The organism is Curtobacterium sp. NPDC086286, from assembly GCF_044746255.1.
Classification (GTDB): domain Bacteria; phylum Actinomycetota; class Actinomycetes; order Actinomycetales; family Microbacteriaceae; genus Curtobacterium.
The window spans coordinates 81,537-95,029 of record NZ_JBIVBW010000008.1 but is presented as its reverse complement, the minus strand read 5'-3'; the positions used below and the strand labels follow the sequence as shown (position 1 = coordinate 95,029).

13 protein-coding genes are annotated in these 13,493 nt (G+C 73.1%); 8 read left to right on the top strand and 5 right to left on the bottom strand.

The window, feature by feature from the left end; all coding sequences use genetic code 11:
• The first annotated feature begins 9 nt into the window (after window positions 1-9).
• From ACIPKM_RS15100 to nagA, 5 genes are all read left to right on the top strand, one after another.
• Window positions 10-441: a MarR family winged helix-turn-helix transcriptional regulator gene (locus ACIPKM_RS15100; RefSeq protein ID WP_071295859.1), complete on the top strand. Its 432-nt coding sequence runs from the start codon at window positions 10-12 to the stop codon at window positions 439-441.
• A 164-nt stretch (window positions 442-605) separates the two neighbouring features.
• Window positions 606-1,940: an MFS transporter gene (locus ACIPKM_RS15095; protein ID WP_402737036.1), complete on the top strand. Its 1,335-nt coding sequence runs from the start codon at window positions 606-608 to the stop codon at window positions 1,938-1,940.
• A 263-nt stretch (window positions 1,941-2,203) separates the two neighbouring features.
• A complete protein-coding gene (gene purU, locus ACIPKM_RS15090; RefSeq protein ID WP_083403393.1) occupies window positions 2,204-3,091 on the top strand; it encodes a formyltetrahydrofolate deformylase in 888 nt (295 codons plus the stop codon).
• A 7-nt stretch (window positions 3,092-3,098) separates the two neighbouring features.
• Window positions 3,099-3,497 carry a YrdB family protein gene (locus ACIPKM_RS15085; protein ID WP_083295174.1) on the top strand — a complete coding sequence of 133 codons (399 nt, stop codon included), beginning with the start codon at window positions 3,099-3,101 and terminating at the stop codon, window positions 3,495-3,497.
• Window positions 3,494-4,666 (top strand): N-acetylglucosamine-6-phosphate deacetylase, encoded by a 1,173-nt coding sequence (gene nagA / locus ACIPKM_RS15080; protein WP_402737035.1) that lies wholly within the window; start codon window positions 3,494-3,496, stop codon window positions 4,664-4,666. Before ACIPKM_RS15085 ends, nagA begins: the two co-directional genes overlap by 4 nt.
• Window positions 4,667-4,679: 13 nt before the next feature.
• On the opposite strand, the gene ACIPKM_RS15075 is transcribed toward nagA, so the two are convergent.
• Entirely contained in the window at window positions 4,680-7,136 is a 2,457-nt protein-coding gene (locus ACIPKM_RS15075; protein ID WP_402737034.1) for a GH92 family glycosyl hydrolase, read from the bottom strand.
• Window positions 7,137-7,245: 109 nt separating this feature from the next.
• Between ACIPKM_RS15075 and ACIPKM_RS15070 the strand changes: the two genes are divergently transcribed.
• The gene (locus tag ACIPKM_RS15070) at window positions 7,246-7,911 is read left to right on the top strand and encodes a hypothetical protein (protein WP_402737033.1); all 666 of its coding nucleotides are present in this window, start codon (window positions 7,246-7,248) and stop codon (window positions 7,909-7,911) included.
• 36 nt (window positions 7,912-7,947) lie between these two features.
• The gene (locus ACIPKM_RS15065; protein ID WP_402737032.1) at window positions 7,948-9,135 is read left to right on the top strand and encodes a MalY/PatB family protein; all 1,188 of its coding nucleotides are present in this window, start codon (window positions 7,948-7,950) and stop codon (window positions 9,133-9,135) included.
• Between the two features lie 9 nt (window positions 9,136-9,144).
• On the opposite strand, the gene nagB is transcribed toward ACIPKM_RS15065, so the two are convergent.
• Window positions 9,145-9,930, bottom strand: coding sequence for a glucosamine-6-phosphate deaminase (nagB, locus tag ACIPKM_RS15060; RefSeq protein WP_402737031.1), 786 nt, complete (start codon window positions 9,928-9,930; stop codon window positions 9,145-9,147).
• 61 nt (window positions 9,931-9,991) lie between these two features.
• On the opposite strand from nagB, the gene ACIPKM_RS15055 reads away from it, so the two are divergent.
• The gene (locus ACIPKM_RS15055) at window positions 9,992-10,471 is read left to right on the top strand and encodes an NUDIX domain-containing protein (protein ID WP_071302114.1); all 480 of its coding nucleotides are present in this window, start codon (window positions 9,992-9,994) and stop codon (window positions 10,469-10,471) included.
• Between the two features lie 60 nt (window positions 10,472-10,531).
• On the opposite strand, the gene ACIPKM_RS15050 is transcribed toward ACIPKM_RS15055, so the two are convergent.
• The 3 genes from ACIPKM_RS15050 to ACIPKM_RS15040 are packed head-to-tail and all read right to left on the bottom strand — an operon-like array spanning window position 10,532 to window position 13,490.
• Window positions 10,532-11,602 carry an ABC transporter ATP-binding protein gene (locus ACIPKM_RS15050; RefSeq protein ID WP_402737030.1) on the bottom strand — a complete coding sequence of 357 codons (1,071 nt, stop codon included), beginning with the start codon at window positions 11,600-11,602 and terminating at the stop codon, window positions 10,532-10,534.
• A complete protein-coding gene (locus tag ACIPKM_RS15045) occupies window positions 11,599-12,507 on the bottom strand; it encodes an ABC transporter permease (RefSeq protein ID WP_229085249.1) in 909 nt (302 codons plus the stop codon). Before ACIPKM_RS15045 ends, ACIPKM_RS15050 begins: the two co-directional genes overlap by 4 nt.
• Window positions 12,504-13,490 (bottom strand): ABC transporter permease, encoded by a 987-nt coding sequence (locus ACIPKM_RS15040; RefSeq protein ID WP_402737029.1) that lies wholly within the window; start codon window positions 13,488-13,490, stop codon window positions 12,504-12,506. The genes ACIPKM_RS15045 and ACIPKM_RS15040 overlap by 4 nt, the downstream gene beginning before the upstream one ends.
• Window positions 13,491-13,493: the final 3 nt, after the last annotated feature.

The following is a 13,493-nucleotide window of genomic DNA, read 5'->3' as shown; positions in this document are numbered from 1 at the left end:
CGTGACGGTATGGAATCGGACGGTGACGGCTCGGACGTGCTCGCCGGTGCGCTGCTGACGCTGTACGGCAAGATCCGCCGCACGACCCTGGTCGGCAAGGTCGACGACGTCACGGCCTCGCAGTCCGCCGCACTCGGGCGGCTCGTCCGCGACGGTGCGACCACGACCGCCGAACTCGCCCGCGCCGAGGGCGTCCGCCCGCAGTCGATGGGCGCGACCGTCCAGGCGCTCGAGGACCTCGGCCTCGTCACCCGCACGCAGGACCCGACCGACGGGCGCCGGACCATCGTCGCCGCGACCGACGCCGGCCGCACCGCCCGCGACGAGTCCCACCGCGCCCGGACCCGCCTGCTCGCCGAGCGCCTCGCGACGCTCGACCCCGACGACCGTGCAACGGTCGCCCGCTCCCTCCGCATCCTCGAACCCCTCGTCGAACCGTGACCACCAGGAGGGGCGACCCGCGTCGACCGACGCGAGCCGCGCCTCCTGGCCGTCACGACGCGACCCCCTCGCAAAGGCAGCCGACCACGTCCACCGCAACCGCCCCCACACCCGTCTCCCCGTCGACCGGCCCCGGCGGCAGCGGCTTCGGCCCGAAGCTCCTCGTGCCGGTCCTGGTCGGACCGCTGCTCAACCCGATCAACACGACGATGGTGTCGGTCGCCCTCGCGCCGATCTCCCGCGACCTCGGGATCGGTGCGGCGCAGGCGATCTGGCTCGTCGCGGCGCTGTACCTCGCGAGCGCCATCGCGCAGCCGACGATGGGCAAGCTCGCCGACCGGTTCGGTCCGAAGAAGGTGTTCCTGACCGGACTCGTCATCGTCGGGATCGCCGGAATCGTGCCCGAGTTCCTGACCGGCTTCGGTGGCGCGGTGTTCGCGCGCGTGCTGATCGGCATCGGGACCTCGTCGGCGTACCCGGCCGCGCTCACGACCCTGCGCCAGCACTCCGCCCGCATCGGGAAGCCCACCCCGCCGCTCGTGCTCGGCGCGCTGTCGATCACGTCGCTCGTGTCCGCCGCCGCCGGGCCGCCCCTCGGTGGAGCGCTCATCGCCGCGTTCGGCTGGCACGCGATCTTCCTCGTGAACGTCCCGCTCGCCGCCTTCGGGATCGTCGTCTCCGCGCTGTGGCTGCCGTCGGACAAGCTCCGGCCGCGGACCGACGAGGACCTGCCCGTCCTCACCGCACTCGACCCGTTCGGGATGCTGCTCATGACCGGCTTCGTGTCGGCGCTCCTCGTGTTCCTGCTCGACCTGTCCGCCGGACTCTGGTGGCTGCTCGGCACGGCGGTCGTGCTGCTCGTCGCGCTCGTGCTCTGGGAGCTCCGCGCCGTGCGGCCCTTCGTCGACGTTCGGATGCTCGCCCGGAACGGTGCCCTCTCGCGCACGTACATGCGGCTGTTCCTCGTGTACCTGCTGGCGTACACGATGACCTACGGGTTCTCGCAGTGGGTGCAGGACGTCGCGGGGTACTCGAGCGACGTCGCCGGGTACATGCAGCTGCCCGCCGCGATCGTCGCCGGGGTCGCGTCGTTCCTCATCGCCCGGAAGACCGCCGTGCGGGGGCCGCTCATCGTCGCGGCCGTGGTGCCGATCGTCGGCGGGCTGCTCCTCCTGCTGCTCCACACCGGGTCGCCGGTGTTCCTGCTCGTCCTCGCGCCGGCGCTGTTCGGCGTGCCGCAGGCCCTGGCGTCCGTGTCGAACCAGGCGGCGCTCTACCGGGTCGTGCCGGCGGAGTACATCGGGACCGCGGCGGGGCTGTCCCGGACGAGCGTGTACATCGGGGCGATCGGGGCGTCCTCGCTGATCGGCGGGGTGTTCGGCCAGGCCCCGACGACGCCGGACCTGCACGTGCTGGCGTGGGTGATCGTGGGGGTGGCGGTGCTGTTGAGCGTCCTGACGATCGCCGACCGGGCGTTGTCGCGGCCGCTCCCGCGCTGACCGCGCGGCGCGGGCGGCGCCGGGCGGGCGCGGCGCCGGGCGGGCGCGGCGCCGGGCGCGGCGCGCCCGCCCCCGCGCCCGCGCCCGCGCCCGCGGACCCCACTTCGTGAGCAGAAATGGTCGGGTCACGTCACCGCACCCGACCGTTTCTGCCCACGATCCCGCCCGCGCGCGCCGCGGCCGCGCGACCGCCGGCGGGCCGCAGCCCGACCGGCGGGGCCGCGCCGCGCCTCCCGACAGCCCGATCCCGGTAGCCTGATCCGGTGACCGACCCGACCGCTCCGACCGCCCCGAGCGAGCAGACCCCCACGCACTGGACCCTCACGCTGGTCTGCGACGACCAGCCCGGGATCGTGCACGCCGTCTCCGGAGCCGTCGTCGCCGCGAGCGGGAACATCACCGAGTCACAGCAGTTCTCGAGCGTCGACACGAACACGTTCTTCATGCGCCTCCAGGTCATGGCCCCCGTCGACCGCTCCACGTTCGAGGCCGCGCTCGCTCCCGTCGCCGAACGCTACGACGCCCGCGTCCAGCTCGACGTCGTCGGCCGGCCGCTGCGCACCCTCGTCCTCGTGTCGAAGGCCGGGCACTGCCTGAACGACCTGCTGTACCGGCAGCGCGGCGGACAGCTCCCGATCGAGGTGCCGCTCGTCCTCTCGAACCACGCGGACCTCTCCGAGCTCGCGTCGTTCTACTCCGTGCCGTTCGAGCACCGGCCGGTGACCGACGCCGCGAGCAAGCAGGAGATGGAGCGCCGGGTGCTGCAGGCGGTCGAGGAGCACGACATCGAGCTCGTCGTCCTCGCCCGGTACATGCAGATCCTCTCGCCGGAGCTGTGCGCCGCCCTCGAGGGTCGCGCGGTGAACATCCACCACTCGTTCCTGCCGGGCTTCAAGGGCGCCAACCCCTACCGGCAGGCGCACGCCCGCGGGGTCAAGCTCATCGGTGCGACGGCGCACTTCGTGACGAGCGACCTCGACGAGGGCCCGATCATCGAGCAGAACGTCGTCCGCGTGGACCACACGAAGGACCCCGCCGAGCTGGTCTCGATCGGCCAGGACGAGGAGTCCCGCACGCTCACCCAGGCGGTGCGCTGGATCGCCGAGGACCGTGTCCTCCTCGACGGCGCCCGCACCATCATCTTCAAGTAGGCACCGCATGTCAGCACCGCAGTCCCCCGTCGATTGGGGCGACACCCCGGACCCGCACGCCATCCGCCCGCGGAGGCTCGACGGCTGGACGGTGCTCCGCATCCTGGTGTGCGCCTTCGGCCTGGTCTCGCTGGCGTACTGGGGCTACATCGCGTGGCCGTTCCCGATGCCCGGCATCCTGTTCATGATCGGCGCGCCGGTGTTCGCGGCGGTGGTCTGGTACCTGTTCCGGTCGCAGGCGTCGCCGATCGAGACCGACATCGTCGGCAAGACCATCGTCGAGGTCGCCCTCGTGATCGCGGCCGGCGGGTGCTGGATCTCGATCGGGCACCCGGTGGTGGGGCTGGTCTTCATCCTCGTGGCGGCCCTGTCGGGCGTGGTGCAGTTCCGCAAGGAGACCCGGTGAACGTCGGCGGCTCCGGCGGACGGGAGGCGCGGCGCACCCTGATCCGCTCGGCCCACGTGGTCGACGCGGCCGGCTCCACGGCGGACGGCTGGGTCCTCGTCGTCGGTGACACGATCCACGCGGTCGGCTCCGGCCCCGAGGCACCTGCGGCGACCTCGGTGCACGAGGTCGTGGACCTCGGCGACGCCGTCCTGACGCCCGGCTTCATCGACCTGCACGGCCACGGCGGCGGCGGCACCGCGTACGAGGACGACTCGATCGCGGCCGCCCTCGAGGTCCACCGGTCCCACGGCACGACCCGCTCGGTCCTGTCCCTCGTCGCGAACCCGGTCCCCGCGCTGACCGCCTCGCTCGACCGCATCCGCAGGGTGATGGCCGACGACCCGCTCGTGCTCGGCGTCCACCTCGAGGGACCCTTCCTCTCCCCGCACAACAAGGGTGCCCACAACGAGTCGTTCCTGATCGACCCGGCGCCCGGTCCGGTCGCGGACCTGCTCGAGGCCGGCGAGGGCGTCGTGCGCCAGGTCACCATCGCGCCGGAGCTCGCCGGCGCCCTCGACGCGACCGAACGGTTCGTCGCCGCGGGCGTCACCGTCGCCGTGGGCCACACCGTCGGCACGTACGACCAGGCCCGGGCAGCGTTCGACGCCGGCGCGACCCTGCTCACGCACGCGTTCAACGCCATGCCGGGCATCCACCACCGGGCTCCCGGGCCGATCGCGGCCGCCGTGGCCGACGACCGCGTGACGCTCGAGCTCATCCTCGACGGCGTGCACGTGCACCCGTCCGTGGCGTCGATGCTGCTGCGGGCGGCGCCGAGTCGTGTCGCCCTCATCACCGACGCCATGGGCGCTGCCGGTGCGGCCGACGGCCCGTACACGCTCGGATCCCTCGCCGTGACCGTGACGGACGGGATCGCGCACGTGGCGGGGACGGACACCATCGCGGGGTCCACCCTGACGCAGGACGTCGCGCTGCGGAACGCGGTGACCCTCGCCGGACAGACGCTGCCGGACGCCGTGGCGGCGCTGACCAGCGTGCCGGCGGCGGCGCTGGGGCTCGGCGACCGGCTGGGTCGGCTCGCACCGGGGTACGCCGCCGACCTCGTGGCGTTGTCGCCGTCGTTCGAGGTCCAGCGGGTGTGGGGCGCGGGGCGCGAGCTGCGCTGACCCGCCGCGGCGCCTACCGGTCGACCGGCCGGCCCCGCACCCCGCTCGCCCACGACGTGTCCACCGTGTCCCCGACCCGCAGCGACAGCGTCCCCCCGCGGGTCACGAACGACGCCGGCACCCAGGACCTCTCGAGCGTCCGGCCGTCCAGGCGTGCACCGTGGACGTACGGCTCCGTGCCGGAGGACCGGACGACGATGCGCTCCCCGCTCGACCGCCGGATGTCGACCGTGCTGAACGTCGGGCTGCCGATGAGCATCTCCGCCCGCCCCGGCGTCTGCGGGAACAACCCGATCGACGCGAAGACGTACCAGGCGCTCATCGTGCCGAGGTCGTCGTTGCCCGGCAACCCGCTCGGCCCGGTCGCGTAGGCGTCGTCGACGACCCGACGCACGGTCTCCTGCGTCTTCCACGGCTTGCCGAGCGCGTTGTACATCCACGGCGTGTGGATGTCGGGCTCGTTGGTCGGGTCGAACTTCGTGGGGTCACCACCGGTCACCGCGAACGCGCCGGAGCTGTCGTGGAAGAAGGCGTCCAGGCGAGCCGCGGCGGCATCGTCTCCGCCCAGCGCGGTCGACAGCCCGTGCACGTCCTGCGGCACGAGCCACGTGTACTGCGCACTCGTCCCCTGCGCGAACCCGGTGCCGGTCGAGGGCGACCAGTCCGGCGTCCACGACCCGTCGGCCTGGCGAGCGGCCTGGTACCCGACGGCCGGGTTGAACGTGTTCTTCCAGTAGGTCCCGCGCTCCGCGAACATCCGGGCATCCGAGCGCAGTCCGAGCGACGAGGCCCAGTACCCGAGCGCACTGTCGGAGATCGAGTCCTCGAGGGTCTCGGCAGCGCCACCCCAGCACGAGCAGTCGTCGTTCGCCGCGTACTGCCGCTGCAGGTACTCGTCGAGGGCCGGCCGCTGCGCCAGGCACTGGCCCGGGCAGCCGATGTCGCTCTCGGCGTCGGCGTTCTCGACGGTCGCCTGGTGCTTCAGCGATGCGTAGGCGGCCCGCACGTCGAAGTTCCGGACTCCCATGGCGTACCAGGTGGCGAGGGTCGCGGCCGAGGGGTCGCCCGTCATCACGTGCGTCGGCGCACCGAGGTGGAGCCAGCGGTCCCACACCCCGCCGTTCTGCTCGGCGAACCGCAGCATCGACTGCGCCATGTCCCCGGCGACGTCCGGTCGCAGCAGTGCGAGCAGCTGGATCTGTGCCCGGTACTGGTCCCACCCGGAGTACGTGCCGTAGACGGCCCGGTGTCCCCGGTCCATCCGGTGCACCCGCTGGTCCGGCCCCAGGTAGCGGCCGTCGCGGTCGTTCAGCGTGTTCGGCTGCATGAGCGCGTGGTACACGGACGTGTAGAGCTGGGTGGTCCGGTCCGCGGTGCCGCCACCGACGCGCAGGCGCGACAGTTCGCGGTTCCAGGAGGCGCGGGTGCCGGCCGCCACGCTGGCGACGGTCGAGCGCGGGGTCACCTCGCCGTCGCGGTTCGCGACGGCTCCTGCGGCGCTCACGTACGAGATGCCGATCTTCGCGTGCACCGTCGCACCGCGACGCGCGTCGAACCCGACCCACGCGCCGGAGCCGCGTCCGGCACGGTCGGCGCCGGTCAGGTAACCCTCCCCGCCGGAGGAGGACGTGCCTCCTGGCCGGACCGTGCCGTCCTGCCACGTGCCGGTGCTCGTGAACGCCCGGTCGAAGGTCGCCGTGAAGAACAGGCGGTAGTAGCTACGGCGGTCGGGGTTGGTGGCCCCGCCCCCGTTCGCACGGCGGCTGCAGAAGCCGCCGGTCAGGACGCTGCCGCTGACCGTGCGGGTCCGTGCGTCGACACGGGTGGTCGCCGCCTCGCTGCCGTTGATCGAGTTCGAGGTGCGGAAGAGCAGGTTCGCGTCCTCGCCGGCCGGGAACGCGAACTCGCCGACGCCGGCACGCGTGGTGACGGCGAGGTCGGTGCGGACGCCGTTGTCGAGGTGGACCGTGTAGCGGCCGGGGCTCGCGGACTCGTCGTCGTGCGAGTACCCGGCGGCGTAGACCGCGTCGGTGGAGTCGGACGACGGCGAGGTCGTGACCGGTGTGGTGACGGGCATGATCGGCACGTCACCGGCGGCCCCCGGCGCGCAGCCGGCACCGTTCAGGTGCGTCAGGCTGAACCCCCGCAGTCGGTCGACGTCGTACGAGTAGCCGTTCGCGACCGGGGTCGAGGTCTGGTCGCCCGCGGTGCCGGTGGGGCTCCACTGGAGCATGCCGAACGGGGCGGTCGCGCCGGGCCAGGTGTTGCCGTCGCCGCTCGTGCCGATGAACGGGTCGACGTACCGGGCGGGGTCGGAGACGGTGCGGGCCGCCTGCCCTGCCTGCCCGGTCGGCGAGGCGACCGCCGGCGCGGCGACCATCCCCGTCCCGAGCAGCGCGGCGATCGTGGCCACCGCGGCGAGCGGCAGCGGGCGGAGGAGCGGGCGACGGTGCACGCGGGAACGGTTCACGCCCGCGACGCTAGACCCCTCGGACGGGGGACGCGCGATCCGTCACCGAGCGCTCCCCTGCTGTTCACGTCGATCGGTCGCCCCGCCCGCGCCTGCTTGGATGGACGCCATGCACCACGGGGACGAGCGCGCGCCGGGCGGTCGACGTCGCCCACCGCGGGCGATCGTCCTCGTGATGGCCGAGTACGGCGTCGGGGACTCGCCGCTCTGGTACCGCGGATCCTCCGAGGACGTCGGCCTCGTCGATCGGGACGCGGACGGCCTCGGCCTCAGCGCTGCCCTGCGGCACGACCTCGAGGCGTGGAACGACGTGTTCGACTCGCTGAGCGGGACGTCGTTCGAGTGGCCCTCGGCCGCCGTCCGTGACGCCCACCGGGTCGACGCGTCCACGCTCGCGAGCAGGGTGCAGCTCGAAGTCGGTGACGACGTCCACGTCTGGTGCGGCGCCGGCGGCGGGATCGACACCTTCCCGGTCGCGCACCCCGTCGTGGTGGCGCCCGCCGACCGCACCGGCACCGAGGTCGAGTCCTGGAACGGCCGCCGCCGCGCCGAGGTCCTGTCCGCGCGCGCCGCCGGGCTCCGCGAGGGCACCGCGCGCGCGATCGTCGGGTGGCGAGCGCTGACCGAGCGGGCCGGGGGTCCGTTCGGTGACGCGGGGACCCGAGCACTGGGACTCCGCACGGCAGCACGCATGCAGGCCGACGTCGGCGTCCGGGCGCAGGTCGTCTCCTTCGCGGGCGCGAGCGGACCGTACACCCTCGCCGACGTCGACTGAGGTCCAGATCACACCCTCCGCTGCGAGGATGGCCCCATGAGCGTCATGGTCTCCCTCTTCGATGCGCACCGCACCCGCACCAGCGAGAAGTACACGGCCTACCCGCCGGACGTGCTGCCGATGTTCGTCGCGGAGATGGACAGCATGCTCGCCGAACCCGTGCGGGACGCCCTCGTGGCCGCGGTCACGAACGGCGACACCGGGTACGTCGGGCACGGGCGGGCGCTCCCCGAGGCGTTCGCCGACTTCGCCGAGACCCGCTGGTCGTGGCGCCTCGACCCGGACCTCGTGCGGACCACCACGGACGTCTCGGTGGCTGCGGTGGAGACGCTCCGCCGGGTCATCGAGCCCGGGGACCAGGTCGTCATCATGCCGCCCGTGTACCCGCCGTTCTGGGAGTACGTCGCCGAGGCCGGTGGCTCCGTGACCGAGGTCCCGCTGCTCGCACCCGAGGGCGCCGCGGACCCGTTCGACACGACGGCCGGGTGGCGGATGGACCTCGACGGGATCGGCCGGGCGTTCGCGGACGGGGCCCGCACGGTGCTGCTCTGCAACCCGCACAACCCCCTCGGACTCGTCCACACCCGCGAGGACCTCGCCGCCCTCGCCCGACTCGCCGCCGAGTGGGACGCCGTGGTCGTCTCGGACGAGATCCACGCGCCGCTCGTGCACGCGGACGCGACGTTCACGCCCTTCCTCGACTCCTGCCCCGAGGCGGCGGAGCTCGGGGTCACCCTCACGAGCGCGAGCAAGGCGTGGAACCTCGCGGGGACGAAGTGCGCCCTGATGGTCGGCGCCTCCGAGCGTGCCCGCGCCTGGTTCGACGGCATGCCCGGCGAGGTGGTGGAGCGCACCGGGATCCTCGGGTACACCGCGAGCGTGGCGGCGTTCAGCGAGGGCGGACCCTGGCTCGCGTCGCTGCTGACCGAGCTCGCCGCGAACCGCCGCACCCTGGCCGAGCGACTCGGCGACGTGCTGCCCGGCACCGGGTACCGCCAGCCGCAGGCGTCCTACCTGGCGTGGCTCGACCTGCGGGCGCTCCCGTGGGGTGACGACCCCGCAGCCCTGCTCGTCGACGAGGCGAAGGTCGCGCTCGGCAGCGGACCGGACTTCGGACGCCAGGGGGTCGGGTTCGCGCGACTCAACTTCGGGTGCTCGGCGGAGAGCCTCGACGACGGACTCAGCCGCCTGCACACCGCGTTCGAACGACGTGCAGGCGGCTGATCCGCGGCCCTACTCGAACAGCTGCCAGGCCGGCTTGTTCGCGTACGTGTACGTGTAGTAGTCGGCGAGCTTGAGGCCCGCCGCGGCTTCCTCGTCGACGACGACGGTGGCGTGCTCGTGCAGCTGCAGCGCGGACCCGGGGACGAACGACGACAGCGGCCCCTCGACCGCGGCGGCCACGGCGTCGGCCTTCGACGAGCCCTGGGCGACGAGGACGAGCTCGCGGGCCTCGAGGATGGTGCCGAGCCCCTGCGTCATGCAGTGCGTCGGGACCTGGTCGAGGCTGTCGAAGAACCGGGCGTTCGCCTCGCGCGTGGACGGGGCGAGGGTCTTGATGCGGGTGCGGGACGCGAACGACGACGTCGGCTCGTTGAACCCGATGTGCCCGTTCGCGCCGATACCGAGGATCTGCACGTCGACCCCGCCGGCGGCACGGATCGCGGCGTCGTACTCCTTCGCCGCGAACTCGAGGTCGGACGCGCGGCCGTCCGGGACCCGCACGCGGGAGGGCTCGAACCCGAGCGGATCGATGACGTCGCGCTGGATCACCGAGGCGTACGACTCGGGGTGCTCGAGCGGGATGCCGACGTACTCGTCGAGGGCGAACGCGCGGGCCTCGGCGAACGAGATCTCCCCCGCGTCGACACGACGCTGCAGGTCGGCGTAGATGCCCTGCGGGCTGGACCCGGTGGCGACACCGATGACGGCGGACGGCTTCTTCGCGACGACGGAGGCGATCTTGGCCGCGGCGACGCGACCGACCTCAGCCGGCGTGGGCAGGATGATGATCTCCACGGTGACAGCCTACTGGTCATGACCAGTCCGCGACAGGGTCCCGTGTCGGTAGCGTGGCGGCATGCCCACGCCTGACTTCGTCCTGTCCCTCCGATCGAAGATCGGGAACGAGCCGCTCTGGCTCACCGGGGTCACCGCCGTCGTGACGCGCGGCGAGGGCCCGGACCGTGAGCTCCTCGTCGTGCGCCGGGCCGACAACCACGCGTTCACGCCGGTCACCGGCATCGTCGACCCCGGCGAGGAACCCGCGGTCGCCGCCGAACGCGAGGTCCTCGAGGAAGCCGACGTCGTCGCCGTCGCCGAGCGCCTCGCGTGGGTGCAGGTGCTGCCGGAGATGACCTACCCGAACGGTGACCGGGCGCAGTACCTCGACCTGGTGTTCGCCTGCCGGTACGTCTCCGGGGAGCCCTTCCCCGCCGACGGCGAGAACACCGAGGCCTTCTGGGCGCGGCTCGACGCGCTGCCGGAGATGCCCGCGACCATGCGGGCACGGATCGAGGCGGCCCTGTCCGACGACCCGGCCGCGCGCTTCCAGCGCTGACCCACGGGACGGGAGGCGCGGTGCGGGCCCGCACCGCGCCTCCCGTCCGGCAGTTCGCGGCTACGCGAGCGGGGCGACCGCCACGGGCGCGCCGAGCAGGCGCACGGCGACGGCCTCGCCGGCCGCACGACGGTCGCCGACCTCGTGCTGCACCGTCACGACGGTGTCGTCGTCGAGCCGGACCGTGGTGCGCCGGATCGACCCGAGGAAGCTCGAGGCCACGACCGTGCCGGTGACGCCCTCCGAGGCGAAGGCGACGTCCTCCGGGCGGACGTAGGCGAGCACCGGGCCGTCCGGCACCGAGGCGTCGAGCGCCGGGACGCTGAACCCGTAGACGAACACGTCGCCCCCGCGCAGGTCCCCGCGGAGCCGGTTCGACTGCCCGACGAAGTCCGCCGTGAACGCCGAGGACGGGGACCGGTAGAGCTCCTCGGGCGTGCCGATCTGCTCGATGTCGCCGGCGTTCATCACCGCGATGCGGTCCGAGACGGCGAGCGCCTCCTCCTGGTCGTGGGTGACGAACACGGTCGTGATGCCGAGGTCGCTCTGGATGCGGCGGATCTCGTCGCGCAGGGAGACCCGCACCTTGGCGTCGAGCGCGGACAGCGGCTCGTCGAGCAGGAGCACACGGGGCCGGGTGACCAGGGCCCGGGCGAGGGCGACGCGCTGCTGCTGGCCGCCGGAGAGCTGGTGCGGGTAGCGGTCGGCGAACTCGGCGAGGTGCACCATGTCGAGCGCGTCGATGACCTGCTCGCGGCGCGCGGCGGCGGGGACCCGGCGCATCTCCAGGCCGAACGCGACGTTCTGCCGCACGGTCATGTGCGGGAACAGCGAGTACTGCTGGAACACCATGCCGATGTCCCGCTTGTCCACCGGGGTGCCCGCGACGTCGACGCCGTCGATGCGGATGGAGCCGGCGTCGATGGCCTCGAGGCCGGCGAGCGCCCGGAGCGCGGTCGTCTTGCCGCAGCCCGAGGGCCCGAGCAGCGACACGAACTCGCCGGGCTCGATGCGGAGCGACAGGCCGGCGAGGGCACGGTGCGCGCCGTAGTGCTTCTCGACGCCGTGCAGCTCGACGATCGCGCCGTCGGTGGCGAGCGATGCGGGGGCGGCGGGGGCGGTGACGGTCATGCGGACTCCTTCGGGGCACGGCGACGGCGGGAGCCGACCCGGCCGATGACGACGAGCAGCACGAATCCGAAGACGAGTGCGCCCAGCGAGAAGATCGCGGCGACGTAGGGGTCGGTCGACTGCACGAGCAGGAGCGCCGTCTGGAACGTCGTGCGGGAGAGGAACGAGGCGAGGGTGTACTCGCCGAGGACGACCGTGATGGTCAGGAAGCAGGCGGCGGTGATGCCGCGGCGGAGGTTCGGCAGGAGCACCCGCCACGTGACGGTCCACCACGACGCGCCGAGGGATCGGGCGGCCTCGGAGAGCACGGCCATGTCCATCGCGGTGATGGCCGCGGCGATCGGTCGGAACGCGAAGGGCAGCGAGACGATGCCGATCGCGAACGACAGGGTCCACGCGCCCGAGCCGAAGACCTGGGCGACGACCTGGTACACGGGGATGAACCCGACGACGAGGACGACCACGGGGACGGTGATCGGCACGATGCACACGAACTCGAGGACCCGACGGAGCCGCGGGTACCGCAGGGCCGTGATGATCTGGGCCGGCAGCAGGACGAGCAGCACGATCCCCACGGTGATGAGCGCGATGAGCAGGGACGCCCCGAGTCCGTCGAACACCGGCTGGTAGGTCGCGGCGTTCACCGGGTCGACGAGTGCGCCGTAGTGCGCGAGCGTCAGGCTGCCGTCGGTCCCCTGGCGGAAGGTGAACTGCGCGAGGGCGACGAGCGGGACGGCGAACACGAGGCCGACCACGACGAGCACGATCGCGGCGGTGACCCGTGACGGGGCCGCGCCGAAGCGGCCGGGGCGAGCCGCGCCTCCTGGCCGACGACGAGACGACGGGCGCGACGGGCGCGACTCACCCGACCCACGCGACGGACGCACCGGGGCAGCCGCGCTCATCGCTGCCACCTCGATGCCCGACGCTGCAGCAGCGAGTACGCGCCCATCACGACCGCCATCACGACGACCATGCCGAAGGCGAGCACACCGGCGACGTTCTGCAGTCCGATGATCGTCTCGCTCGTGAGCTGCGTGCGGATGGTGAGCGGCACGATCCCGCCCTGGGAGATCAGGGCCGCCGCGGTGGCGAACGACGAGAACCCGTTCGCGAAGAGGAGCAGCAGCGATCCCCAGAACGCCGGCGCGAGCACGGGCAGGCCGATGCGGCGCCAGTACGTCGCGCGGGAGGCGCCGAGGGTGGCGGCGGCTTCACCCCACTGGGTCTTGACGCCCTCGAGGGCGGGCATGAACGTGAGGACCATCAGCGGCACCTGGAAGTAGACGTAGGGGATGACGAGTCCGGGAACCGTGTAGAGGAAGGTGCCCTCGGCGTTGAGGTCGATGTGGAAGACGGACACCAACCACGTCGTGACGAGGCCCTGCGCGCCGATCGTGGCGATGAACGCGAACGCGAGCATGACGCCGCCGAACTGGGCGAGGACGCTCGCGGCGGAGTCGATCACGGACCGGACGAGCCCGTCGGGACGGAGCGCGGCGAGCGCCCAGCACACGATCGCCCCGACGACGGCACCGATCACGGCGGACACGGCCGACAGGGCGAACGAGCCGCCGAAGGCACGGAGGACCGACGGGTCGGCGAACGCGGCGAGGTTGGCGAACGTGAACGCGCCGTCGCTCGTGAAGAAGCCGCTGCCGATCGCGACCACCGCGGGGACGGCCAGGAACAGCAGGACGTAGGCGGCGAACGGGGTGAGGCCGAGCCACGCGATGCCGCCGCGGCGCCGGACACGGGGTCCGGCGACGCGGCGGGCGGTGGCATCGGCCGGCTGCTCGCTCGTGACGAGCGTCGCCCCGGCGACCGGTGCCGATGCGGTGGCGCCCGCCGCGGGGGCGGGCACACCCGGTGCCGATGCGGTGGTCATGCT

Coding starts and splice junctions, on each gene's coding strand:
- ACIPKM_RS15055 (WP_071302114.1), top strand. CDS start 9,992: ATGCCCACGCCTGACTTCGTCCTGTCCCTCCGATCGAAGATCGGGAAC.
- ACIPKM_RS15045 (WP_229085249.1), bottom strand. CDS start 12,507: ATGAGCGCGGCTGCCCCGGTGCGTCCGTCGCGTGGGTCGGGTGAGTCG.
- ACIPKM_RS15085 (WP_083295174.1), top strand. CDS start 3,099: ATGTCAGCACCGCAGTCCCCCGTCGATTGGGGCGACACCCCGGACCCG.
- ACIPKM_RS15065 (WP_402737032.1), top strand. CDS start 7,948: ATGAGCGTCATGGTCTCCCTCTTCGATGCGCACCGCACCCGCACCAGC.
- ACIPKM_RS15050 (WP_402737030.1), bottom strand. CDS start 11,602: ATGACCGTCACCGCCCCCGCCGCCCCCGCATCGCTCGCCACCGACGGC.
- ACIPKM_RS15040 (WP_402737029.1), bottom strand. CDS start 13,490: ATGACCACCGCATCGGCACCGGGTGTGCCCGCCCCCGCGGCGGGCGCC.
- ACIPKM_RS15100 (WP_071295859.1), top strand. CDS start 10: ATGGAATCGGACGGTGACGGCTCGGACGTGCTCGCCGGTGCGCTGCTG.
- ACIPKM_RS15070 (WP_402737033.1), top strand. CDS start 7,246: ATGCACCACGGGGACGAGCGCGCGCCGGGCGGTCGACGTCGCCCACCG.